The organism is Oceanobacillus oncorhynchi, from assembly GCF_000821065.1.
In the GTDB taxonomy this organism is placed as follows: domain Bacteria; phylum Bacillota; class Bacilli; order Bacillales; family Amphibacillaceae; genus Oceanobacillus; species Oceanobacillus oncorhynchi.
This window is the reverse complement of the sequence record NZ_CDGG01000001.1, coordinates 3,568,386-3,591,321: the sequence shown is the minus strand read 5'-3', so window position 1 is coordinate 3,591,321 and position 22,936 is coordinate 3,568,386. Positions and strand designations below refer to the sequence as shown.

Genomic DNA, 22,936 nt, shown 5'->3' with positions numbered 1-22,936 from the left:
ACCAACTCACTCCTAAAAAGTGTAACTTGGTATTTGGGATTTTGATAACTTCCTTTATGTTAACTTAACGCACTATACTGCATGATATTCAAAAAAATTTCTATTTTAAAAACGTACTCGGCATAACGACAAGAACGACCTCTCCACGTGCGCAGAGAGTATCATCTGCAAAGATTTCTGTATGGACCTTCCATCTTTTCGGATGAATTTCCTCCACTGTTCCAATGGCCTTTAGCGGCGTATCCTGTGGAGTTGGCTGCAGGAATTCCACATGGAGGCCTGCAGTGACAAATCTGGGCGGTACCGAACCATCACCAATTTCATTTCCGTTTTTGCGGTGTAAAGCAAGTGCAGCCGAACCTGACCCATGACAGTCCATTAACGAAGCTATCAACCCGCCGTAAACAAAACCCGGGATTCCCATGTACTTTGAATCAGGCGTAAAAATGGTAATTGTCTTATCTCCCTGCCATCCAGTCCGCAGGTGGTGACCATCTTTATTTAGTCGGCCGCATCCATAGCACCAGGAAAAATCATCGGGATAAATATCTTGTATTACTTTTTCTATCTTTTCTTCCACACTGTCCCCTCCTTCGACTTTATAAATCTCAATAAATCAGATGGAATATAAGCTGGTAATCTGTCATGTTGTACTATCAATATATACAAGTTCTTCCTGATGTGCAATAATATTCTGATAAATAAATAGAAAGAACCTATTTTGAAAAATAATCAAAACAAGTTCTTTCTATATGAATAACCATCAAGCTATTCTGTTCGTTAAAGCTCCTTTTCTTTGACTTCCCCGGTTTCTTTATCTACCAGATACCAGCCTATGGTGTTTGTCATCTGCGCTTCCCCTTCTTCTCCTGAAAACACAAATGCTTGAACAGTATAATAGCCTTCTTCGTCCTCGTCATCTTGTACCATGGCTTTTACATCTTCCCGGTTAGTGTCGCTATGCTCATCTACATAGTCAAACACGTTTTTTGTCGCATCCTCTTCCGTTATTCCGTTTTCCTCCTGTTCATTTGCGTTTGAAGTATCTTCGGATTGGTTATCATCCTCTTCTGCTGTGCCATTATTGTCACCTGCTTCATTCAATAAAGGGTAGGTGGAAATAACTTGATCCGTTTCATTTACCAGCTGGAGCTCCTCGACCTGAAAATCGAGCGCAGTTAGTTGAAGAACCTGCTCAAAATCTTCACGTTCTTGTTGAGTCGGTTCTGCCTCCTCATTGATATGATATGTCACCATCGCTTGATTCCCATCTACCTCTGCTTCTTCGATTTCCAGACCTTCGTAGATTCCGGAGTGATAAGACCCGTTGTCGTTCGTTGTGGTTGCCATCGCTTCAATTGTCTGGCCGAAATCAAATAGTTCGCCATCCTCCGCAGATATTTCTTCTCCCGCTACAGCCCCGCTGATATACGTGTGCTCCCCTCGCTCTGTTTCTTCTGGAGACATAACATAGTATCCGCGATTCGGCTCTTGTTCGATTTCAACGGGATCCTGCCAATGATTTTCCGCAAAAGTCAGTCCTCTTTCCCCATCCTGATTAAAAAGGTTAAATTCATCCAAACCATACCGAAAGCCAATCTCATTCAGCGCTTCCCAAAACATCGCCGACTCCGTGGATGCCATACTTAAATCATCCTCTTCATTATAGTACAAGTTCACTGCTGTTCCGTCGACCTCAAAATTGGTCGTAGCAGAGAACAGATCACGTTGTGAAGGATCACTTTCCATTAATGATTGATGTATCCGCTCTTCACGTGTCATCTCATCCGCTGTCCGCGTGAAGTAAAGCAATAAATCCGTGCCATCCAGCCACTCGGCGTGAATCAGGTAGTCACCGGAGACTTGTTCTTCTGTATAGTCCTGCTCTTCTGCTTCGTTATCGGAATGGTTGTTTTCCTCCTCGTTTTCCACCGGGTTCTTATCAGATGCAGCATCCTCCTCTGGATTGTTTGAATCTGTCTCATCTCCATCTTCTTCTGAATCTGCCTCATTATTTGACGGTGTTTCCTCTGCAGAATCTGTTTCATTTGTATTATTGCATGCCGCCAATACGAAACTAAATAAAAACAGTCCTAAAACAACGCCTATTTTTTTCAAAATAATCCCTCCAAAATAATGGCTTCGTTAGTTAAAACTATTCCCGGGATTTAAAAAATAAAACGATGTTTGCTTTCTGAGGTTGGATGAGACATATAAATGTAAGCAGAGTTCAACAATTTGTTTTAGAAGAATTTCACAAATGCGTTTAGTTCCTCGCTAAGCATTTACAGTAAATTTATCCCTTCGAATAAACGGAAGCAATGTAGTCAATCCAATAATCCCCAGGATAACGCCAACCCATAAAGGAGAAGTGACTCCAAACCCGGCATCAATCGTTAATCCGCCAACAGATGAACCAATCATGAGTCCAAGATTAATCATAGAGTTATTTACTGTGGCTACCAGCGTTCCTGTATTTGAAACACTTAAAACCCTTTTTGCCATCGCCGGATTTAAAGACACTCCGGTTAAACCGATGATAATAACTGCGGCAACAGCGATGACAGGAATTTCCGCAAAGGATCCAAACAGAATCAGTGCAGCTGTCAGAATAACTAGCCCAACTGTCATGACAGGCATCATATGCAAGTCTGCTAATCTGCCGACAATAATATTACCAATAACCGTTGCTGCACCATAGACTCCTAGAATAAAAGGAACAACACCAGCGCTAAATCCTGTGACTTCAGTCAGGATTGGCGTAAAATAGCTGAATGCTGCAAAAGTAGCGCCGATAATAAATACATTCGTCGTATAGGCAGCCCATAACCGACCGTTTTTAAAGGAACTGATTTCTTTTTTGATACGGATACTTTTCTTTTCCTTTGATTCGAAGGCTGGAATCAGGAACTGTACGAATATGGCTGCGATAAATACTAAGACAACAACCGCCCAGAAGCTGGCACGCCAGCCTAAATACAAATTAAACACCATCGCAAATGGGACTCCGGCAGCAGTTGCAATCATTAATCCGCCTAATACAATGGAAGCCGCCCTCGCTCGTAGCTGATCAGGGACGAGTTGATAGGCAAGCGACATAGCTGTTCCAAACGTTGCGGAAGAAGCTATCCCTTGTACGACACGTGCCGCCATCATCACTTCATAATTGGGAGAAACGGCAGCAATGGTCTGTCCAATCAGAAAGACAAGTGTTAAAGCCATTAATCCTTTTTTTAACGGAACCTTTAGTAAAGCAATGGTTAGAATCGGTCCGCCTGCAATCATCCCTACTGCATACGCTGAAATTAGATAACCGATGGCTGCAATCGATACGTTAAATTCTTCTGATAGAGATGGCATAATTCCAGCCACTATAAATTCTGATGTTGTTTGCGAAAATATAAGAAAACCTAATATAAAAACTGCAAAAGGCAATTGTATCCACTCCAAATTTATATTCTATTTTACGGAACAGTACAGAGTAAGCGTTATATTATGATGTTCCATAAAAATTCATATATATCGTCCAAATCTTGTGTTTAGCTTCTTCCGTATCCTTTGTTCGTCTTCTGCATCAGCATATATAAAGAAAAGCTTTTCCTCTCCCACTTTCCACAAGCAGTAAATGCCATTTAATTCTTTCACGTGCATGTCATGGATTTATCCCCCTTTGGTTACTAGCTATTAACACCTTTTATTATGGTGAGCAAAATATCACTTGAAAAGTAGACATATTTTTCATACTCAGTATGGTAAAAGGTACAAATAAAGCCCTGTCCGGGTTACAGCTTTATAATTTTTATCCATATCTACAAAGCCAGAATGCTGTAAGGCAAATTGATTACTTTTCTTTATTTTCTCTGGTATGGTTAACATACTTCGTATGAAATAGTGACTGAAAGCTTTTACTATAAGGAGGAAAGTTCTTTTGGACGATTTATCAAAATACGGAATTGTAACTGCGCTTCAAGCAATTGGCGGTAAATGGAAACCGCATATCTTATTCATCCTTTTAGAAAAGGGCACAAAACGCTTCGGAGAATTACGACACCTCATGCCTGAAATAACGCAGGGGGTACTTACACAGCAGCTTCGGGAGTTAGAAAAAGACGGACTGGTTCATCGTGTTGTCTACCAGGAAATTCCGCCAAGAGTAGAATATTCTTTATCAGCACATGGAAAATCATTGGAGCCTATTTTAAGAGAGATGTGTGCGTGGGGTTTTACGCATGAGGAATTTATGGAGAAAAATAAAAATGCTTTAGAGGTCTGCAATAAATAATTGAAATGCTGGTTTGGAGAGTGAATTTTAAAATATAAAAACAGACCACTTGTTATCTTTTAATAAATGATACAAGTGATCTGTTTTTCTTCTTACTCCAGTTTTCAAACGTTAAGCATAAAATATACCATGGTTATCCTTTACTTAAATTAAAACTAAATGTTAATCAAGCAGATAAATGATAGCCGTCAATTCCAAATAGCAATAAAGAAGTACATATTAAAGAATAGTGCTTTTTAACAAAATCCTCCCCATTTATCTGTTTTATAGTATTAAAACAATAAATCAGCTTCCTTCCACCCGCTCTTTTGCCATTTTCCAAAGCAGAATTGCGGAAACTAATGAAGCAATAAGATTATAAAACATCGCATTGACGAAAGCAGAAGCATATAGACCGCTGTTTCCCCCGTCAGCATCAGCAACAACACTCCCAAAAAATATGCTTACTGCTGCCAGGCCGACAGCTGCGCCAACCTGCTGTAAAGTAGAAATAATTCCTGAGGCCATGCCTGCTTTGCTTTCTTCTACAAACCCTAATACCAGGTTTAAGAGCGGTGTCATGACTAATCCTTGGCCAATCCCTACAAAAACAAGTGCTGTAATTAAATGAACAGCTACCAAATCGCCTCCTGCAGTCCATACTTGCCAGATTAATACAGCAAAGGAAAAGGTATAAAAGACAGCGCCCCAAAAGATCGTCATCGTTCCAAAACGCTCTACCAGGCGGGGCGCTGCTATCGAAGCAGCAGTAAATCCGATACTGCAGGGCACAAAAAGAATCCCGGCGGAAAGCGGACTTAATCCCAGCCCTGTTTGTACTAATAACGCATAGCATAAGAAAAACACGGACGAAGTAGAATGTATCAGCAAGACGAGACTGCCGCCCATGGCAAACCGGGATTGGCGTAAGAGCATGGTGTCTACCAGCGGCTGCCTTTTAGCAAGGCGCCGTCTTTCCTGATGCCGCCAAAAACCAAATAGTATCCATGCTGCCGCCGCAAGGGATAAGAAACTCCATATCGTCCAGCCATGATTCTGTGATTCAATAAGCGGGACAAGAAATAAAATCAGTCCAAGACTGACAATAACTACTCCGCCCCAATCCAGCAGTGGACGCTCCGGAGCATGCGATTCCGGGATGAATCGTGCCGTTAGAATGGAGAAAATGCCGATGGGAATATTGATTAAGAAGATCATCCGCCAGCCGAGTCCTCCAAAATCGACTTCTACAATAAAACCGCCAAGCACTTGACCCGCAATAGCAGCAAGGCCTAATACCATCCCAAGCAAACTGAAAGCAATTCCTCTTTCTCTGCCTGAAAAATTGACCCGGATGGAAGAGTAGATTTGCGGCTGCATCATCGCGGCGGTCAGGCCTTGAAGTATTCTAGCAATAATCAGCATATCTGGATTAATTGCCAGCCCGCATAATGCAGATGTAATAGTAAAGCCAAACATCCCCACGATAAACAGACGCCTGCGCCCAAAACGGTCCCCGAGCCTGCCTCCAGTAATCAAAAGCACGCCAAAACCAAGTTCATAACCAGCAACGATAAAAGCGATTTGTGAAAAGCTTGCCCCCAGATCTCCTTGTATACTCGGAATTGCCACATTCACTATAAAAAGATCAAGAATGGTCATAAAACCGGCTAACAAAAGAATAAATAACCCTAATAATGTAGCCGGCTGTGATAATGTTGGATATCTTTCTTTCAATCTAAAGCCCTCTCTTTCATTTTTAAGTTTTTCTGCTCTCTCCCTTTCCAACAGAACATGATTTGATTATACTAATACATAAAAGTTTAATAAAACGAATCTTTTTAAATGAATAGTTTAATAATATTAAACTATTCATCAAGGAGGACAAATAGATGGAATTACGTCATTTAATCACGTTTAAAACAATCGTGGAAAAAGGCGGATTTAAACGTGCAGCGGAATATCTGGATTATTCACAGTCATCGGTGACGGTACACGTGAAGGAGCTGGAGAAGGAATTAAAAAAACCTTTATTCGACCGTATTGGCAGAAAAGTATTTCTGACAAACTACGGAACCCAATTTCACCCATATGCTGTTAAAATCGTTGATTTATACAATGAAGCAGCGGAAACCATGAATATGAATGATGCGCCAAAGGGCTGTCTTGTTATCGGAGTTACAGAAATCTTCTCACAATACAGGATTCCGTCCATTCTGATGGAGTACAAAAAAAGATACCCCGATGTGTCGTTATCTTTACGTTCTCTTGAAAATAAGGAGATTTCTGCCGCGCTTAAGAACGGACAAATTGATATGGCCTTTGTTTTGGAAAGAAATGTCTGGTTTGATAAAGAGCTGACGATTGAAAAAATAAAGGATGAATCGATTGTTCTGGTACGGCCTGTCTGCCCAGAAGATAGTGAAAATACGATTCTCTCCACCGAAGAAAGCTGCAGTTATAAAAGCATGCTGGAAGCATATATACAGGAAGAACAAATCGAGGCAAAAAATACATTAAACTTTTCCAGTTTGGAAGCAATTAAGCAATGCGTGCTTTCCGGACTCGGTTTTTCCATCTTGCCCTATTTCGCGGTAGAAAAGGAACTTGCTTCCGAACAAATTCTAGGTGAATTTATTTCATTAAACCATACAGGAAATGCGACGTTTATTGTGAACCATAAAAACAAACAGCTCTCCCCTGCTATGCAAGCAATGATTTCATTGATGAAAGAGCAGAGTCTGCATTGGGGTGAATGAAATAAAGAGAAAAACCCCTTATAATGGCTGGATAGAAACAGTAAGAAAATATATTTGGAAAGCAACTGCAAGAAAAGTGAGAACGCGCCATGATTTTCCGTTCAAAAATAGATGGTTTTTTCGTAACGTTTATGTCCATTGTGGTTTTTATTAATAGGTGCCGTAACGCTCTTACCTCCACTCATTGATAAAGAGGCATCCATGGGCATCGTCATAATAATGACTGCTATCTTTATTATTTTAGCAGGAGCCTTGTTATGGATGTCTTTTTCGATCAAGTATATTTTCTATGATAATTATCTGTTAGTGAAAGGCGGACCATTCAAGAGTAAAATCGCTTATCAAAGCATAAGGAAAATTTCGTCGACAAAAGATATCTTTACTGGTTATCGCATTCTATCTGCCAGGAATGGACTTGAATTATTTTACGATTCAGCCATCCTTGGCAGTGTAAAGATTTCACCAAAGAATAGAAGAGAATTTATCACGGAATTAAAAAAACGATCTCCTCATGTAATTATTCAGGAATAAACCTTTATTCAAGGAAAAGAACCCCAACTTGTCAGAGAATGTGGGGTTCTTTTATCTATTCATTCATTTCATAATTACCTTGCCCGTTTTTGTTTAAGTAGAAAGAACACTGGATGAAAATAAACGCGATAATTACAAATAATCCGGCAATCCAGCTTAAATGGACGATATTTATATACTGAATAATAAGACCGCCCAGCGCAGAACCTAACATCATTCCCACATTCATTAATGCAGTATTAAAACTCAGTACGGTTTCAGATGTTTGCGGCTTTAAAGATACTAAATAAAATTGCTTTGCCGGCGTGGTTGTCCATGTTGCTATTCCCCAAACTGCCAACGTGATAAATACGCCTGTCATGGTATATTGTGTCAATGCCAAAACAAATAACACAATAATGTGGATACATAAGCTAAGCGATATGGTTCGATCAGGCCCCCATTTATCTACCGCGTATCCTCCAAAAAGGGAGCCGATAAAAGCAAAAGCTCCTAAAACAAATAAAGCGATACTTGTTATCTCTATGGAAAAGCCAGCTGTATTACTTAACAATGGAGCAATATAGGCAAAGACCATGGTATACCCTAAAATCCAAAAAATGGTCGTCAATAACCCTGTAAGCACCCGTTTATCTTTGATAATCAGCAATTGCTGTTTAAACGGCAGCGGCTGGTTTCCTTCAATAGCCGGCAATAATTTATACAGTCCTGCTAATAACAATACCGTACCAAGTGCAATAATCAGGAAAATATACCGCCAATCTACATATCCTGCTAAAAATGTTCCTAAGGGTACCCCAAGTACTAAGGAGATAGTAAAACCCGTAAGCACTGTTGCCATGGCGCTTCCCTTTTTTTCAGGTGCTGCAATTTGAGCAGCATAATTGGTAGCTACTACAATAAATAATCCTCCGCTCATTGCCTGGATAACTCTGGACAGCATAAGAACGATAAAATGATAGCTGAAAAACGCAACCAGATTTCCTAGAATAACCATAACGATGGCGTATAAAAGGACCTTTTTACGGTCAAATTTGGAGGTTAAGATAACCAATACCAAAGCGCCAACAGCATAAGATAAGGAATAAATCGTAATCAATTGTCCGGCAGTTGAAATAGAAATATCCAAATCAAAAGAAATCAGTTCCAATATTCCTGAAACCACAAACTCCCCTGTTCCTGTTACAAAAGCTCCTAAGGCCAAAAGAATAATTGTAAATTGGTTTATATTGTTTTTCATTTTGTATCCTCTCCCTTATTTAAACATTGAATTTATTGTAAATCCCGTGTTAACATAAGTAAAATTGATATTTTTAATAAGGGAGATGAGTAATTACTCATGAGCATTGTTCGTTTTGAAATTATTGCGACCGTATTTGAATTGGGAAGCTTTACCGCTGCCGCTGAAAAATTAAATATGACACAATCGGCAGTAAGTCATGCAGTTGCCGGTTTGGAATCTGAATGGGATGTTTCTTTATTCATTCGTGACCGCAGAAAAGGAATCACCCTGACGGAAGTAGGACAAAAAGTGCTCCCTCATATCCGGGAAGTATTGAAGAGAATGGAAAGTATTCACCAAGAAATCGCTCTGGCAACTAACTTAGAGACTGGTATCATTCGCATCGGTACATTTGCAAGTGCTTCTTCTTGCTTATTGCCAAAGCTGCTTGCCAAATTCCAGAAAAAACATCCGAAAATAGAATTTAAATTTTACGAAGGCACCTACGAAGAAATTACAGAGTGGTTGAGCTCTGGAGTGATTGATATTGGATTTGTTGTAAAAGGAGAAGCTAATCCAAATTTCGATTTTGTCCCTCTTATCAAAGATGATATGGTGGTTGCCTATCACCCGGCACATCGATTTCAATCCGAGGATACAGTGGATATGGCTGAATTAGCGAAAGAATCTTTTATTATGCCCACAGGGATGTATCAATCCCATGTAGAAGCATTGTTTGAAGAAGCACAAATAAAACCTTCTATTCGTTTTGAAGTGCATGACTGTACAACGATTGCGAATATGGTGCAGGAAGGCCTGGGGGTCACGGTTGGTCCTGAGCTGTTTTTAAAGACGCAGCAAAACATAAAGGTCAGTAATTTAACGATTCGAAACAGCCGTGAAGTAGCACTTGCCTGCCAATCTATTGCGGAAGCCTCACCGGCTGTAAAGGAATTTCTTCATATTGCAAAAGGGGTTTCTTACTGAGCTGAATAAAAACATGAGGGGTGACAAAATTAACCTGTAAATGAGGAAGCAGACATTACTTAAAATATTAAAAACCTGATGATTTTATTTGAAATCGCCAGGTTTTTTGATGCGTTTCTATTTTTAGTCATTACTAACAGGATGATTTCCCAGAACAGATAGTATATTTGAAAAAGCAAAATGTGTGGTATCCTTAGAGATTTGCTCCAGCTCCTCCATTTCTTCACAAACCACTTCTGCCATGTAATTATACTCTCCGCCAATTCTCCATAAATCTATTATATTACTATTCTCCTTACAGTAATTCATTAACTTTTCACAGCTTTTGGTCTTAAATAAAACGAAGCCATGGATTCCTTTATTGAGCTCTTTATTATTTACCTCAACCGTATAACGCTTTATTACATAATCTTCTAACCTTTCTATCCTTGTTTTCACAGCAGGAGATGACATATTTATTTGCTTGCCGATTTCTGTATAGGTAAGTCTGGCATTTCTTTTTAATAAATCTAATATTTGATGATCGATATGATCCAACATCCTTTTCACCAGCTTTCCAATTACTTTAAAATTTAAAGTTTTCCATAGCATATACTTTAATCATTCCATTGTAAACAATTCAGTATCGAATTAAAATTTGATATGAGGTGATAAATATGACGTGTTCTATCTTCTCCAAGTATAAAATCGGGAACTTAACATTAGATAATAGAATTGTAATGGCGCCAATGACAAGAGGATTTGCTGATAACGAAACAGGTGAAGTGAATTACTTGATTGCAGACTACTATGGAAAACGGGCAAGGTACGGGGCAGGATTAATCATTACGGAAGGTGTCGCCATCAACAAACTGGCCAAAGGAACCTATGGGATACCAGGGATATATACGCATCGTCAAATCTTAAGCTGGAAAAAAGTCACGCGGGAAGTTCATCAATATAAAACAAAAATCTTTGCTCAGCTCTGGCATGTTGGCAGAGTAAGTCATCAGGAAATTCTAAAAGGGAATGCCCCTGTTGCGCCCTCTCCTATCGGTGCCAACGGACATGTGCATCGTTTGAGGAAACCTTTCCAAGCTCCCAGAGCTTTAAATAATATGGAAATTTATCAAATAATAGCTGATTACAAGGATGCAGCAAAAAATGCGATGGAAGCCGGATTTGACGGAGTTGAGATACATGCTGCGCATGGTTACCTGATCGATCAATTTATCAATGAGAAAACAAATGACCGTCAGGATGAGTTTGGAGGTTCCTTACAAAATAGACTGCGATTTTTAGATTTAATTATTAAAGAAGTAAAGAAAGTTGTTCCTAAAAATAGAATCAGCATTCGAATTTCTGAAAAAAAAGATGATGATAAGGATTATGTATGGGAGCATCCAGAAGAAATGGTATGCGCTATAACAGGGATTCTTTCCAAGCATCAACTAAAAATTGTCCATCCATCGGCAGAAAACTACGGTGATATGCTTCAACATAATCAAAAATCGCTTCATGAATTATTCAGGCAATACTGGGATAAAACGCTTATTGCTGTTGGAAATATAGCACCTGAAAAAGGGGCGTCCATTATTGGAGGTAATCAGGCAGACTTGGTAGCATTCGGACAATTATTTATAGCTAATCCAGATCTGGTCGTTCGTCTGAAAGCGAATCAGGAGATTTTTCCGTATCAGACAAAAAATCTGCATACATGTTTAATTTAAGCAGTATATCAAGTAGGATAAGCACTCCTTTATCTCGTTTCTAGTTAAAAGGAGTGCTTTAAAATAACAGTACTTAAAGAAGCGCAAAAGCCTGTTTAAAACGAAGGGTTTTGAAATAGAATGCCATCAAAATATTCGAAGCTTTTTCACTATATATTCTATGAGAACTGTTTATTTAGTTCTACAACCATCGCTCCCATTTTAGGTTTCTTCGGCTGAAATACTTTCTCAATGCCATTCTTCTCTAATTCAGCCGCAGTCACCTTTCCTATCGCTGCTGCTAAAATTCCTTGATTAAAGGCTTCCGCCAATTTCTCCTTATCCTCCTTCATAAATAAATTTCGCACCTGTGTTTTACTGGTAAAAACAACAACATCTACATTTTGAGAGGTAATGGTTTCTTTTAGTATCGATAAAATCTGCTGGTCTGGTTCTTTATAAGAATAGGGTTTAGATAAATAAACAGCATACCCAAGCTGTTCCAGACTTCTTTTTAAATACACGTCATCCTCATTATATGTCTGCAAATAAATTTGTTTTTCTTCGCCCTGTTTGACCGGAGGTAAAGATGCAAGCAAATTTTCCATTGTTCCATCTGCAGAAAGAATGGTTGGTATCAGGTGATGCTGTTTCATCCACTTTGTCGTTTTACTGCCGCGAATGGCAAGGGTTGAGCTTTTTAGTTTATCTATGAAGCTGGTATGGATATGGAGTTTCTTTGCGGATTGCTCTAACGTTTCTGCTCCTATCCCAGTAGTTAGTATGACAAAGTCAAATCTGTTTTCTACAAGCTTTTTTACATCCTGCTGACAAATCGAATCATTCAGCTGATACTCTCCTTGAATCGGTAATTGAATTGTGTTTCCGCCATGTTTACTGATTAGTGTATCAATTGCTTTTGCCTGACGAGATGCAGCAACAGCAACTTGTTTCCCTTTAAGTCCGTCCATATATTTCTCCTTTTCCTATAGCTTTAGTATTCATTCTTTTATTTATTATATTACAAATATTCCAGTGGTTCAGCAAATGATTTCAAAAAATAACTTCTTAATCATTTTCTTTTATCATACCAGTCAAGTGTGTTCATAAACTCCACATTTCTTATTTCCTCTATGGAACAATTCGTTCCCCGTCCATCTTTTAAAAATAGATGAATCTGACCTTCTCCATATCCAGATACTTTACATTCCAAGTCTTTATAATAATTCCCGTTTCGCATCACATTCGCTTGAATCAAAACAGGAGAATTCGTTGCAAAAGCTTGGTTCAATACTTTTGCGATGGCTTCCTCAGTCATCTCTTCTTTTGCTTTCACTTCGATTAGCTGATCATTCATTTCTTCTTTTTTGAGCGCTTCTGAATGGTCGCTTAACATCATGCCTAACCATTTCATAATTCCTCTGTCCTTATACCCGAACTGTTCAGGCGTAACTCGTGTAATCGATATTTTTTCCATGTTCACTCTTCCTTTCCAGAACGATGACCGCCTAGCAATTTCGCACGGTATCTCGCCATTCCGTTTTTAAGCAGACTAGAAGCATGCAGCAGGGAAGTATAACCATGTTTTCTTCTTACAAAATCAATCGTCTTATCCAGCTCTTCGTTTTCCATTGTTTCTTCTGCCGATTCAAATAAATTCAGTTGCAATGATTGCTTTATTTGAAGTTTTCCAAAAGTAACATTAATCACTCGTACGGGCATATTGTCTTTATAATGTTTATGAAAGATAAACAGCATGTGCGCTTTTAATTTTCTGGATGAATCCGTTGCTTCAACCTTTATCTGATGGCTAAACCCGCCTAGTACTGTATCTCTCGAATATCCAATGGTCAGCTTGACAACACCTGTCATGAGCCGGTGCTTCCTTAACCTTGCCACATTCTCATCTGTCATTTCCCGAATAACCGTTTCAATATCGTGTTTAACCGAATAATCTCTGTTTAGTATCTGATTTCTGCTGAAGGAGGTACTTTCCGGTGTGTACGTGTCCGATAACACGGTTCGATCTATTCCATGTGCATGAAAATAGAGCTGTTGACCAATCACACCGAACTTTTCTTTTAATTTGCCAATATCATATTGAGCCAAATCATACATATTTCGAATCCCTATCCGATTTAGATTGGCTTCCGTTTTTTGTCCTATCCCCCAAAAATCAATTAAGGCTTCTATCTTCCATAATTTATATGGAACGTCTTCATAACGCCATTCCCCAATAAAGCCTCGTTGTTCGTCATGCTTTGCCTGATGGTCGAGTGCCAATTTTGCTAAAAGCGGATTATCCCCTATTCCCACAGTTAACACTAATCCCAACTCTCTCCATACATCACGTTGGATTTTCCTCGCTATGTCATGCGTACTGCCAAAAAGTTTATGTGATTTCGTTACGTCGAGGAACGATTCGTCAATAGAATAAACAAGTAAATCCTCTTTCGCTACATAACGCTTAAAAATACGTAATATCTCCATATTCTTTTGTAAATACACTGCCATACGAGGCTCCACGATATCTATATTTGCTTTCTGCGGGATTTCATAAATCCTTGTTCCTGTTTTCACGCCATACTCTTTTTTTACTAAAGGAGAAGCGGCTAACACCAAACCGCCTTGATTATCCGGCTTGGATACAACTGCAATCCGGGATTTTAAAGGATGCTGCTTACGTTCGGCAGCTTCTACGCTTGCGAAAAAAGATTTGACATCTATACATATAATGTCCCGCCGAGGCTCCTTCGAATAATCCATCATGATAATGTTTTTCATCATACTCTCTCCTAATACGAATGGGTGTTTGTATACTCATTATACGAACGTATATTCCTATGGTCAACATAAATCCGTTTAAATAGTCGTGTTAATATATGGAAAGCTGAGATGAATAAAAAAACCCTTCGCGAAATGTTATCGCAAAGGGCCTTCCGTAGTGAATTATCCTGTTATTCCATTTCGATTTTGCGGTCATCTTTGTTCCAGTTAAGGCTAATATCATCTTTTTTACACCTGGAGATTCTGCTTCAGCTGAATTATTTAGTCATTCTTTTAAATGAATCATGTGAATATCCCTTTCATCATGTGATAAGGAAAGCTGATTGTATATATAGTCTTGATCAGGGTTGCTGGGGTTAGAAAAATACACGGTATCTATTTGCGTATAATAAATCGTACTTAAACACATTGGACATGGCTCTGTACTGGCGTATATCTCACACCCTTTAAGATTCGTTGTATTTAACGTTTGACAGGCTTCACGAACAGCTTGAATTTCCGCATGCGTAGTCGGATCGTTCGTTGCTGTTACTTCATTCACACCAGACCCAATTACTTTTCCATCTTTGACAACAACTGCTCCAAATGGGTCTCCCTGATGCTTTTGTTCATTTTCATTCGCTAATTTGACTGCTTGTTTCATCCATTCTTTGTTCGACATGTTGGTCCTCTCCTTTATGATGTTTCGTTTTACCAATTATGCTTGAGATTCTTTCAAAATACGTTCAATTTCTTTAAAATCAAGGCGCTCTGCATGTTCTAAAGGAGTAATGCCATCTTTATCACCAATATGGATGTCAGCACCATGGTCTATTAATAGCTTTACTATCTTCTGATGATTTTCCCCGCCGTTTCCTAAAATAATCGCTTCCAATAATGCAGTCCATTGTAAATTGTTTATATGGTTTACGTCTGTGTCAGAGTTCATTAAAAGCTCCTCTACCACATCAACATGCCCGCGCTCTGAAGCGGGAATAAGCGCCGTTCCGCCGAACCGGTTTGTTAATGATGTATCTGCTCCTGCTCCAACAGCAAGCTTCACGATTTTAAGGAATCCTTCAGCTCCAGCATATAGAAGCACATTATCCTGGTTGCTATTGCGGATATTTATATCTGCTCCTTGTTCGATAAGCGCCTTGACAGTATCTGTATGATATTTTTGCGTCGCAGCCATTACTGCGGTTACACCGTGTTCATCTGTTGCATCAATATCTGCTCCAGCTTCTATTAATTTTAAAACCGTTTCTGTATTTCCTTCTTCTGCTGCTGAAATTAACTTTTGATCCAAATTGGTTTCCTCCTTCTTTTCTTTCTGTGTTGAAAAACCTTCCCCTGTTTTGGCAGCTGCCCTGCGATAAAAATATTTCAGCTTTATCATAACCTTTACCCCTATATAAATATGTTATCATGGAGGTAGCTATATGAAAAATATTAATTTAATTATATTTACTTATTTTTTTAATATATAAAATGAAACTTCATTATAGGTAGAGCTTTGCAGACGGTTCTCTGCGATTAAAGTAGAAAGGATGTTTACGATGGATATTAGGCAGCTGCGCTATTTTATTGCTATTGTAGAAGAAAGGAAAATTTCTGCCGCCGCTAAAAGACTTCATATGTCCCAACCACCCTTAAGTCAACAATTAAAAGCTATGGAAGAAGAACTCGGTGCCACATTAGTCGAAAGAAGCGGTAAATTTTTAGAAATGACAGAAGCAGGGAAAGCTCTGTATACAAATGCGCTGCAAATAACTCAATGGATGGAAGAAACCGAAACAGAGGTAAAAGAGGTTGGCAAAGGGGTAAATGGGAAACTCACTATTGGTGTTAACACATTTTCCGTTAGCGAATTGCCACATATACTTGAACAATTTCAAAAGGAATTCCCAAAAATCACATATAAAATCCAACAAAATGAATCCTCCCATCTTTGCCAATTAGTCAGGGATAGAATTGTGGAACTGGCAATTATCCGAATGCCGTTAGATTTGGACGATTTTTCTGTTCTCCATCTCTATAACGATCCTTTTTATTTCATTACGTCTGAGGAGCAGACATCATTTGATAAAGAAGTATCACTTGCTGAAATCCAGCATTATCCTCTCCTGTTTCCAAGCACAGAGGGATTAGGTGCGCACTATTTGATTTTAGAGGCATTTTCTCGATTTAAACTGCACCCTAATAAGATAGGGGAGTGCTCTGACATTAGCCTTTTAATGGATTTAGTTGCGTCTGGATTCGCCGCATCTATTGTTCCGGAAACTCTGCTGAAACGATATCGCGGGTACCCTGTAGATGCTTATCGGATATCAAGTGCGATGGAGTTAAATGGACCAGTCGGGTTGATATGGCTCAAAGATCATAGCTTGTCTAAATCTGCTCAAAATTTTATAGAGTTGCTCCAAAAAGGATAAGTTCCTCTCTTTCACAGTATTTTATATGGGTTTGGTTCATACTTTTCTGTTTGATTTTGTTTAATTGTCTTTTATCCCCTACAGAATATATCCAAGCTCTATACACAGCTTTATTTTAAATTTTGTATATAGTTCATAAAAACACCTGCTAAAAACCGTTAATTTTATATACGCTTTTAGCAGGTGTTTTTAGTTTTTATACTGGAGGCTATCTATCTCATTCATGCTTTTTTCTATTTCATGGTCTGCTTCTGCTATCCCTCAACTCAAACCCTTTTCGTCTATATAATTAAAATTTAGTATTATTTTTGTCATCATCTGCCACCATATAAGGCCGCATCATATCATAATCCTCATGCTCTAAAATATGACAGTGCCACACAAACTCTCCGCTATATGGAGCGAATTTAGCGATGACTCTGGTAATGGTTGCAGCAGGAACCTCAATGGTATCTTTCCAGCCGCGGTGATTTGCTGCGGGGGCCTCAGGCGGTCCGGTAAATATGATTTTGCCATCTTGATTATATTGCTCCAGATCGAAAGGCTGATGCTCCAGCACCTGAAATTGGACAAGATGAATGTGAATTGGATGAGAGAAGTTGGTTGTGTTTGTAAAAGCCCAAATCTCTGTTGTCCCTAGCTGCGGATTTTCCGTGATTGGATCATGCCAGTGCTTGTTGTTGAGAAGTAATAAAGGACGATCAAATTCATCAGCAGATCCAACTAATTTTAAATAACGAATACCAGAAATATCATTTTGCTTTAATGAAGGAATAACAGATAAAGTTTGTGGCAAATGGCTTCTATCTTTATTTTTCAATGACTTTGTAACACGGATCTGCATGATATCTCCAGTGTCATCGTTTGGATCAGCGTCTGGTCCTAAGTCATTTTTTAATAGAATGGACTGACCAGCTGCTTTTGAAAAATCAATAATGACATCGATTCGTTCTGCCGGCTGAAAACCGATTTTTTCGATTTCAACGGGATGCCTGAGCAGCCCGCCGTCCGAACCGATTTGTTGAAAGTTTATATTAGAATCAAGCTGTAACTGGTAGGACCTTGTATTGGAAGCATTTAAAATCCGGAACCGATATTTTCTTGGTTCCACCTCTAAGAACGGCCATGCCTTTCCATTAACGATTATTGTATCTCCATTGTATGCAGGCAGAATAGACGGATTTGGCAGTTTTTTTGCTGCATCATCAGGCTGTGATGGGTAAAATAAGGAACCATCTGCGTTCAAGCTTCGGTCTGTAATCATAAGCGGAATTTCATAGTCCCCAGCAGGCAGGTTCAATGATTTCTCGTGCTCATCCCGAAGAATATACATCCCTGCCAGCCCTGCATATACATTCAGCCGCGTAATTCCCATAGCGTGATCATGATACCAAAGCAGGCTTCCGCGCTGATGATTCGGATACGTAAATGTTTCTCTTGAAAAAACAGGTCCGGTTTCTTGGAAGTTATTTGTGTACCATGCTTCCGGATGTCCATCGCTGTCAGCTTTTGTTTCGATACCATGTAAATGTACCACCGTGCGTACGATGGGGAGCTGTTCAAGGCCATGAATCGATACATCAACTGGAAGCAGATGCTTATTCGGCAATTGGTTAAGCCATGCCACGTGAACCGGTTCATCCCGATTTGCCTCAATCATCGGGCCGGGGAACTGACCGTTATACCCCCATAAAGTGGTTGCTGGTAAATCACGATGCAGCTTACGCTTGAATTGCTTCATCGTGATTTCATAGTGAACCCCGTCCCCTGTTTTTTTATCAGGCTTTAGAGGCTGTAGATTAGGAAGTGGATCCACAAATTTTTCTAGCTTACGGCGCATTCGTATTCACCCCATTTCTTTATAATGCGTGTTCAAAAAGTACGATAAATAGGACCAAGAAATTCAAGGCGATGAGATTTTTACGAACGGAGCGTATGTTTTGAATACGTGAGTATTGGAAAAATCCTGTCAACGCAGAAATTCGCTGTGGCATTTTTATTGGACTTTTTAAACATCCTTTCGTAATAGTAAATGTGACTAGAAGCAAAAAAGTGCAAAACTGATGTACACGTATACTAAAGTAATTAGGGTGATACAAAAGGCGTCATTTATGAAAAAATGACTTGGATAAGCTTTACATGATTTGTTTATTGTTTGGTGTGTCATGGTATGCTTTTTTATATTTCAAATTATATTAGACTAAATCATCTAACTTCCACAAAGTTTGACTATTTCATCTAACTTTTGATATATTCGATGATATAATCAAACTATTCTCTGAGATGAATAAGGAAGGAGCTGTTTTATTCATGTCAACGGAAGTTTCCATCTTCATTATGGATATAAGTAATTCGTCAAAAGAAAATATCGGGAAGGCATTAAGTGATTACCTGGGACAATTAAAAGAAAGTATTTCTCTATGGACCAAAAATACAGCTGGAACACAAATCAGTCACCGCGCCGGAGATGAATTGGTACTTGTGAGCAACGGCTATGCAACAGCATATACTCTTGCTTTTTATATCAGCCGCATCTGGAAATTTACTGATCATCCGCCTTATTTTGGCCTGTCATTCGGAACGATTAAAGAGGATGTAAGGGATATAAATATAGAGACATGGATTCATCCATTGATGAAACAAGCAAGGAACGCTAATAATCATCTGAAAAAACAGCCGGATAGATTGCTGTTTCGTTTTGCGTTGCCTGCTTCATCAAATGAACAAGACTTCACGGTTTTTAGCAAGCAGTTCGAAATCTTGATTAATACGAATTTAATGCTGAAGCAGGGACAAATCAACGAACAAACTGACATACAATCTCTCGTCTGTTCGTTATATCTCATACTCGGTCAACAAAAAAAGGTAAGCGAACACCTTAAAAGAACAACAGCTACCATATCCCACCATATGAAACAGGGCAAAACGCAAATCATCTTGCATGCTTTTGATAATATTGTAAAGGTGCTGGATTCATTAGGTGCACAAGATAACCATCGTCTAACAGATAAGCTGCAAACAAATATTAACCATTATATCATCACACATCTATCTGATTATTTCCCTGAGGAAAGGAGATTATCATGACAATATTATTGCTTGTTCTCGCACATTTGATTGCTGATTTTTGGCTGCAATCTGACCAGATGGTGAAACATAAAATCAAGCATTTAAAAAAACACATCCTTCACCACCTGCTGACAACAAGTATTGTACTTGCGGTAATATGGGGCTATCAATATGAGTTTCAGCATGTCATTTCCTGTTTTATTTCACCTTTAGCTTTTATTATAATCACACACCTTTTGATTGATTTATTAAAAATAAAATTTGTAGATTCCCTTCCCAAAAGCCCGACGGATAATATGAAGAAACTCGGATATTTTCTAGCAGATCAGGTCTTACACGTTATGATGATACTCCTGACCTGTTTCCTATTCTTTCATATGACAATTGCAGAGATGACAGCAAGTCTTTTAAACCTGAATGGGTCAAGCAGTTTAACTCTGCTCAACACAGCATTATTTTTTGTCATCATTTATATTTTGGCGACAAGTGTCAGCGGGCATATTGTAAAATTTATCATTGGTTCATTACCATCCGAATTTGCTAATTTTGAAGGTGAACTGACGTTGAAAAACCAAATAGCTGCCGGAAAGGAAAAAATCCAACCGAGCACAGACAATCGTTTTACAGAGGAATATCATTATTTCACTTACTCTCCCCCGCTTCGTTCGCGCGGCAAGCTTATCGGCTATCTGGAAAGATTGCTGGTGATACTATTAACAGCAGCAGGCGCATATCAGTCGATTGCATTTATCATTGCCGCCAAGTCGATTGCCCGATTTAAGCAGTTAAACGACCGGAACTGGGCAGAATATTTCTTGTTGGGTACGCTGTCTTCTATTTTTCTAGGGTTGGTGCTTGGACTTGTTGTACAAGGAGTTCTTATGTAAGCGATAAGGACTTTCACTAGATTGCCCCCTTTCCTCCAGCAAAAAAATCAGGCTGCTGAATATTGCTCAGCAGCCTGATTTTTGGTGAATCACCGTACTTACTTAATTTGAATCACAATCTTTCCTTTCGCATGATGGGTTTCGCTCAATCGATGCGCTTCCTTCAATCCGTTCTCGATAAGCGGGAAAGTATGTCCAATATACGGTTTTAATTTCCCATCCTCCATCAGCTTCCCTAATTCAGACAGTTCTCCTCCATCTGGCTCAAGCCATAAGAATCCTGCCTTGACTCCTTTTTGTTTGGCTAACTTTTCATCTGGCTGTCCTGCAATGGAAACGAGCCGTCCGCCTTCCTTTAATACATGGAAGCTTTTATTCAGGATTTCACCGCCCAGCGTATCCACGACAATATCATAATCTTGAAGAACATCTTCAAAGTCTTCCTCTTTATAATTAATGAATTGATCGACACCTAATTCTTTTAAAAACGTCTCATTTTTACCGCTGGCAGTCGAAGCTACATAGGCATCGAAGCTTTTAGCAATCTGAATGGCCATGCTGCCAACACCGCCGGAACCGGCATGAATCAACACTCTATCGCCTTTTTTTATTTCAGAGAAGTTCACAAGACATTGCCAGGCAGTAAGACCTGCAAGCGGAACTGCTGCCGCTTCTTCAAAGCTGATATTTTTTGGTTTCATCGCCAGCAGTTTTTCATCAACCGCTGTATAGGCAGCATACGTGCCATTTCGTGTAAGGGCCGGTCGAGCAAATATCTCGTCACCCACTTGAAAAGAGGTTACATTTTTACCGACTTGTTTGATGACACCTGCCGCGTCCCATCCTAAAATAATTGGAAATTCAAAAGGCACCCCTTCTTGCAGGTAACCTTCACGCAGCTTCCAGTCAATCGGATTAATGGACGTAGCGTGCATTTCTACTAATACCTGGTTATCTTTTATTTCTGGTACGGGAATATCGTCTTTTTCCTTTAGCTGATTTGCATCGCCGTATTGTTCGATAATAATTGCTTTCATAATCAAAACCTCCAGCGCATATTTTTCTGTTGCATTTTTAATAGTATCAAACGAATTTCTTTTTAACAATTAACAGCAATTCACTTGATAATCCCATACTTAAGGAAGATTGGAAATTATTATATTATCTATTCTCTCTTGATTTTTTACTCCAGTTAATTCATTTCATTATTATTTAAAAAATGCTGACAATGGTTATAATTAATGTTACTATTAGTAATATTACTAATAGTAACGTCAGCTTTAAAAGCTGACCAAGGAGGAACTGTGATGCTTTCTTTTTCATTCCTAGGTGCGTTTATTTTTGGGTTCATTGCACTTTTTACGCTGCTGGTAACTTTAGGGTTGCCATTAGGTGAATTTACTTTAGGAGGTAAATTCAGGATCTTACCTATAAAAATGCGAATAATAAGCGGAATCTCGCTGGTCATCCAAATGATTGCAATTATAACGATACTTGACGTTGGCGGGATAATTATAATAGATTTCCCTTTTTCTATCGAAAGAGGATTATGTATTTTCTTTGGATTTTATTTATTATTGAATACAGGGATGAACATCATATCTTCCAGCAAAAAGGAAAAGTATGTTATGACCCCTTTGTCTTTCTTGTCATCTATGTGTTTTTTTATTACAGCATTTTTTAACTAAAGGAGAATGGATTACGATGGATACTATTATTTTAGGCTTTCTGATGATTCGAGGTTCAACGATTTATGAGTTAAGGCAATCTATCAAACAAACCTTATCTAATGTCAGCAGCGACAGCACAGGCAGTATTCAAGCAGGAATCAAAAAATTATTGAAAAAGGAATGGATTACTTTTGAAGTACACATAGAGGGGAGTGTAAACAAAAAAACATATTATATTACAGAAGCTGGAGTAAAACATTTTAGAGAAAATATATCAACACCTATGTTATACAAGGAAAAAAATATGGAATTAAGTAAATTTTTCTTTCAAGGGTTCGCAGATCATTCAGAGCACGAAGCGTTTATCAACAGCTATCTGGAAGAATTAGAAAAAGAATTACATCGCTTGGAAGCTATTAACATAACGATTGATCAGAGAAATAATTTCAGCCGTGACTATATAAATAATTTAAAAGAAGCTGGCGGTGCAACAGAATTTATGACGGAAGAGGGAGTAAAATCAATTGCCTATTTCCAATATGCAACGCTGGATTTAGGTATAGAGAAAATTAAATTTGAAATCGACTGGTTTAGGAATTTTCAATCAAAATTAAAGGCAGAAAGGATGGAGAATGACAAGGGACAATAAAGCGGAACATTA

General features: G+C 38.8%; 23 protein-coding genes. 10 read left to right on the top strand and 13 right to left on the bottom strand.

Annotation, left to right across the window (positions count from 1 at the left end; genetic code table 11):
- Positions 1 to 100 precede the first annotated feature (100 nt).
- From BN997_RS17160 to BN997_RS17150, 3 genes are all read right to left on the bottom strand, one after another.
- On the bottom strand, positions 101 to 580 hold the full coding sequence (locus BN997_RS17160; protein WP_042534032.1) for a PaaI family thioesterase: 480 nt from the start codon (positions 578 to 580) through the stop codon (positions 101 to 103).
- A 200-nt stretch (positions 581 to 780) separates the two neighbouring features.
- Positions 781 to 2,118 (bottom strand): hypothetical protein, encoded by a 1,338-nt coding sequence (locus BN997_RS17155; protein WP_042534030.1) that lies wholly within the window; start codon positions 2,116 to 2,118, stop codon positions 781 to 783.
- A gap of 159 nt (positions 2,119 to 2,277) precedes the next feature.
- Positions 2,278 to 3,435: an MFS transporter gene (locus BN997_RS17150; protein WP_042534027.1), complete on the bottom strand. Its 1,158-nt coding sequence runs from the start codon at positions 3,433 to 3,435 to the stop codon at positions 2,278 to 2,280.
- A 493-nt stretch (positions 3,436 to 3,928) separates the two neighbouring features.
- Here BN997_RS17150 and BN997_RS17145 point away from each other — a divergent pair, with 493 nt between their 5' ends.
- On the top strand, positions 3,929 to 4,282 hold the full coding sequence (locus BN997_RS17145; protein WP_084612971.1) for a winged helix-turn-helix transcriptional regulator: 354 nt from the start codon (positions 3,929 to 3,931) through the stop codon (positions 4,280 to 4,282).
- A gap of 285 nt (positions 4,283 to 4,567) precedes the next feature.
- Here the strand turns inward: BN997_RS17145 and BN997_RS17140 are convergent, their stop codons facing one another.
- Positions 4,568 to 5,998: an MFS transporter gene (locus tag BN997_RS17140; protein WP_042534024.1), complete on the bottom strand. Its 1,431-nt coding sequence runs from the start codon at positions 5,996 to 5,998 to the stop codon at positions 4,568 to 4,570.
- Between the two features lie 155 nt (positions 5,999 to 6,153).
- Here BN997_RS17140 and BN997_RS17135 point away from each other — a divergent pair, with 155 nt between their 5' ends.
- Positions 6,154 to 7,020: a LysR family transcriptional regulator gene (locus BN997_RS17135; protein WP_042534022.1), complete on the top strand. Its 867-nt coding sequence runs from the start codon at positions 6,154 to 6,156 to the stop codon at positions 7,018 to 7,020.
- A gap of 201 nt (positions 7,021 to 7,221) precedes the next feature.
- Positions 7,222 to 7,551, top strand: coding sequence for a PH domain-containing protein (locus tag BN997_RS17130; RefSeq protein ID WP_244882400.1), 330 nt, complete (start codon positions 7,222 to 7,224; stop codon positions 7,549 to 7,551).
- 55 nt (positions 7,552 to 7,606) lie between these two features.
- Here BN997_RS17130 and BN997_RS17125 read toward each other — a convergent pair whose 3' ends face one another.
- Positions 7,607 to 8,791, bottom strand: a complete 1,185-nt coding sequence (locus tag BN997_RS17125; protein ID WP_042534020.1) for an MFS transporter — start codon at positions 8,789 to 8,791, stop codon at positions 7,607 to 7,609.
- 99 nt (positions 8,792 to 8,890) lie between these two features.
- On the opposite strand from BN997_RS17125, the gene BN997_RS17120 reads away from it, so the two are divergent.
- The gene (locus tag BN997_RS17120) at positions 8,891 to 9,760 is read left to right on the top strand and encodes a LysR family transcriptional regulator (protein ID WP_042534018.1); all 870 of its coding nucleotides are present in this window, start codon (positions 8,891 to 8,893) and stop codon (positions 9,758 to 9,760) included.
- A gap of 123 nt (positions 9,761 to 9,883) precedes the next feature.
- Here BN997_RS17120 and BN997_RS17115 read toward each other — a convergent pair whose 3' ends face one another.
- Entirely contained in the window at positions 9,884 to 10,300 is a 417-nt protein-coding gene (locus BN997_RS17115; protein WP_175297061.1) for an Lrp/AsnC family transcriptional regulator, read from the bottom strand.
- Between the two features lie 116 nt (positions 10,301 to 10,416).
- On the opposite strand from BN997_RS17115, the gene BN997_RS17110 reads away from it, so the two are divergent.
- Positions 10,417 to 11,469 (top strand): alkene reductase, encoded by a 1,053-nt coding sequence (locus BN997_RS17110; RefSeq protein WP_052485070.1) that lies wholly within the window; start codon positions 10,417 to 10,419, stop codon positions 11,467 to 11,469.
- A gap of 158 nt (positions 11,470 to 11,627) precedes the next feature.
- On the opposite strand, the gene BN997_RS17105 is transcribed toward BN997_RS17110, so the two are convergent.
- From BN997_RS17105 to BN997_RS17085, 5 genes are all read right to left on the bottom strand, one after another.
- Positions 11,628 to 12,419, bottom strand: coding sequence for a uroporphyrinogen-III synthase (locus BN997_RS17105; RefSeq protein ID WP_042534015.1), 792 nt, complete (start codon positions 12,417 to 12,419; stop codon positions 11,628 to 11,630).
- A 101-nt stretch (positions 12,420 to 12,520) separates the two neighbouring features.
- Entirely contained in the window at positions 12,521 to 12,925 is a 405-nt protein-coding gene (locus BN997_RS17100; protein ID WP_042534013.1) for a hypothetical protein, read from the bottom strand.
- Between the two features lie 2 nt (positions 12,926 to 12,927).
- Complete coding sequence (locus BN997_RS17095; protein ID WP_244882399.1) at positions 12,928 to 14,232, bottom strand: Y-family DNA polymerase; 1,305 nt, start codon at positions 14,230 to 14,232, stop codon at positions 12,928 to 12,930.
- A 268-nt stretch (positions 14,233 to 14,500) separates the two neighbouring features.
- Positions 14,501 to 14,896 carry a nucleoside deaminase gene (locus tag BN997_RS17090; RefSeq protein WP_042534010.1) on the bottom strand — a complete coding sequence of 132 codons (396 nt, stop codon included), beginning with the start codon at positions 14,894 to 14,896 and terminating at the stop codon, positions 14,501 to 14,503.
- Between the two features lie 36 nt (positions 14,897 to 14,932).
- The gene (locus BN997_RS17085) at positions 14,933 to 15,523 is read right to left on the bottom strand and encodes an ankyrin repeat domain-containing protein (RefSeq protein WP_042536252.1); all 591 of its coding nucleotides are present in this window, start codon (positions 15,521 to 15,523) and stop codon (positions 14,933 to 14,935) included.
- 250 nt (positions 15,524 to 15,773) lie between these two features.
- Between BN997_RS17085 and BN997_RS17080 the strand changes: the two genes are divergently transcribed.
- Positions 15,774 to 16,649, top strand: a complete 876-nt coding sequence (locus BN997_RS17080; RefSeq protein ID WP_042534008.1) for a LysR family transcriptional regulator — start codon at positions 15,774 to 15,776, stop codon at positions 16,647 to 16,649.
- Positions 16,650 to 16,938: 289 nt separating this feature from the next.
- Here BN997_RS17080 and BN997_RS17075 read toward each other — a convergent pair whose 3' ends face one another.
- Positions 16,939 to 18,489 carry a multicopper oxidase family protein gene (locus tag BN997_RS17075; protein ID WP_042534006.1) on the bottom strand — a complete coding sequence of 517 codons (1,551 nt, stop codon included), beginning with the start codon at positions 18,487 to 18,489 and terminating at the stop codon, positions 16,939 to 16,941.
- Between the two features lie 470 nt (positions 18,490 to 18,959).
- Here BN997_RS17075 and BN997_RS17070 point away from each other — a divergent pair, with 470 nt between their 5' ends.
- Together BN997_RS17070 and BN997_RS17065 are read left to right on the top strand one after the other, a co-directional pair.
- The gene (locus BN997_RS17070; protein ID WP_042534005.1) at positions 18,960 to 19,736 is read left to right on the top strand and encodes a hypothetical protein; all 777 of its coding nucleotides are present in this window, start codon (positions 18,960 to 18,962) and stop codon (positions 19,734 to 19,736) included.
- Positions 19,733 to 20,605, top strand: a complete 873-nt coding sequence (locus BN997_RS17065; RefSeq protein WP_042534004.1) for a DUF3307 domain-containing protein — start codon at positions 19,733 to 19,735, stop codon at positions 20,603 to 20,605. The genes BN997_RS17070 and BN997_RS17065 overlap by 4 nt, the downstream gene beginning before the upstream one ends.
- 98 nt (positions 20,606 to 20,703) lie before the next feature.
- On the opposite strand, the gene BN997_RS17060 is transcribed toward BN997_RS17065, so the two are convergent.
- Complete coding sequence (locus tag BN997_RS17060) at positions 20,704 to 21,642, bottom strand: NADP-dependent oxidoreductase (protein ID WP_042534003.1); 939 nt, start codon at positions 21,640 to 21,642, stop codon at positions 20,704 to 20,706.
- Positions 21,643 to 21,912: 270 nt separating this feature from the next.
- On the opposite strand from BN997_RS17060, the gene BN997_RS17055 reads away from it, so the two are divergent.
- Positions 21,913 to 22,293: a hypothetical protein gene (locus BN997_RS17055; RefSeq protein ID WP_042534001.1), complete on the top strand. Its 381-nt coding sequence runs from the start codon at positions 21,913 to 21,915 to the stop codon at positions 22,291 to 22,293.
- 16 nt (positions 22,294 to 22,309) lie between these two features.
- Positions 22,310 to 22,924, top strand: a complete 615-nt coding sequence (locus BN997_RS17050) for a PadR family transcriptional regulator (RefSeq protein ID WP_042533999.1) — start codon at positions 22,310 to 22,312, stop codon at positions 22,922 to 22,924.
- Positions 22,925 to 22,936: the final 12 nt, after the last annotated feature.

Coding starts and splice junctions, on each gene's coding strand:
- BN997_RS17090 (WP_042534010.1), bottom strand. CDS start 14,896: ATGTCGAACAAAGAATGGATGAAACAAGCAGTCAAATTAGCGAATGAA.
- BN997_RS17065 (WP_042534004.1), top strand. CDS start 19,733: ATGACAATATTATTGCTTGTTCTCGCACATTTGATTGCTGATTTTTGG.
- BN997_RS17050 (WP_042533999.1), top strand. CDS start 22,310: ATGGATACTATTATTTTAGGCTTTCTGATGATTCGAGGTTCAACGATT.
- BN997_RS17060 (WP_042534003.1), bottom strand. CDS start 21,642: ATGAAAGCAATTATTATCGAACAATACGGCGATGCAAATCAGCTAAAG.
- BN997_RS17130 (WP_244882400.1), top strand. CDS start 7,222: ATGGGCATCGTCATAATAATGACTGCTATCTTTATTATTTTAGCAGGA.
- BN997_RS17115 (WP_175297061.1), bottom strand. CDS start 10,300: ATGTTGGATCATATCGATCATCAAATATTAGATTTATTAAAAAGAAAT.
- BN997_RS17135 (WP_042534022.1), top strand. CDS start 6,154: ATGGAATTACGTCATTTAATCACGTTTAAAACAATCGTGGAAAAAGGC.
- BN997_RS17105 (WP_042534015.1), bottom strand. CDS start 12,419: ATGGACGGACTTAAAGGGAAACAAGTTGCTGTTGCTGCATCTCGTCAG.
- BN997_RS17110 (WP_052485070.1), top strand. CDS start 10,417: ATGACGTGTTCTATCTTCTCCAAGTATAAAATCGGGAACTTAACATTA.
- BN997_RS17075 (WP_042534006.1), bottom strand. CDS start 18,489: ATGCGCCGTAAGCTAGAAAAATTTGTGGATCCACTTCCTAATCTACAG.
- BN997_RS17055 (WP_042534001.1), top strand. CDS start 21,913: ATGCTTTCTTTTTCATTCCTAGGTGCGTTTATTTTTGGGTTCATTGCA.
- BN997_RS17125 (WP_042534020.1), bottom strand. CDS start 8,791: ATGAAAAACAATATAAACCAATTTACAATTATTCTTTTGGCCTTAGGA.
- BN997_RS17100 (WP_042534013.1), bottom strand. CDS start 12,925: ATGGAAAAAATATCGATTACACGAGTTACGCCTGAACAGTTCGGGTAT.
- BN997_RS17095 (WP_244882399.1), bottom strand. CDS start 14,232: ATGAAAAACATTATCATGATGGATTATTCGAAGGAGCCTCGGCGGGAC.
- BN997_RS17120 (WP_042534018.1), top strand. CDS start 8,891: ATGAGCATTGTTCGTTTTGAAATTATTGCGACCGTATTTGAATTGGGA.
- BN997_RS17080 (WP_042534008.1), top strand. CDS start 15,774: ATGGATATTAGGCAGCTGCGCTATTTTATTGCTATTGTAGAAGAAAGG.
- BN997_RS17070 (WP_042534005.1), top strand. CDS start 18,960: ATGTCAACGGAAGTTTCCATCTTCATTATGGATATAAGTAATTCGTCA.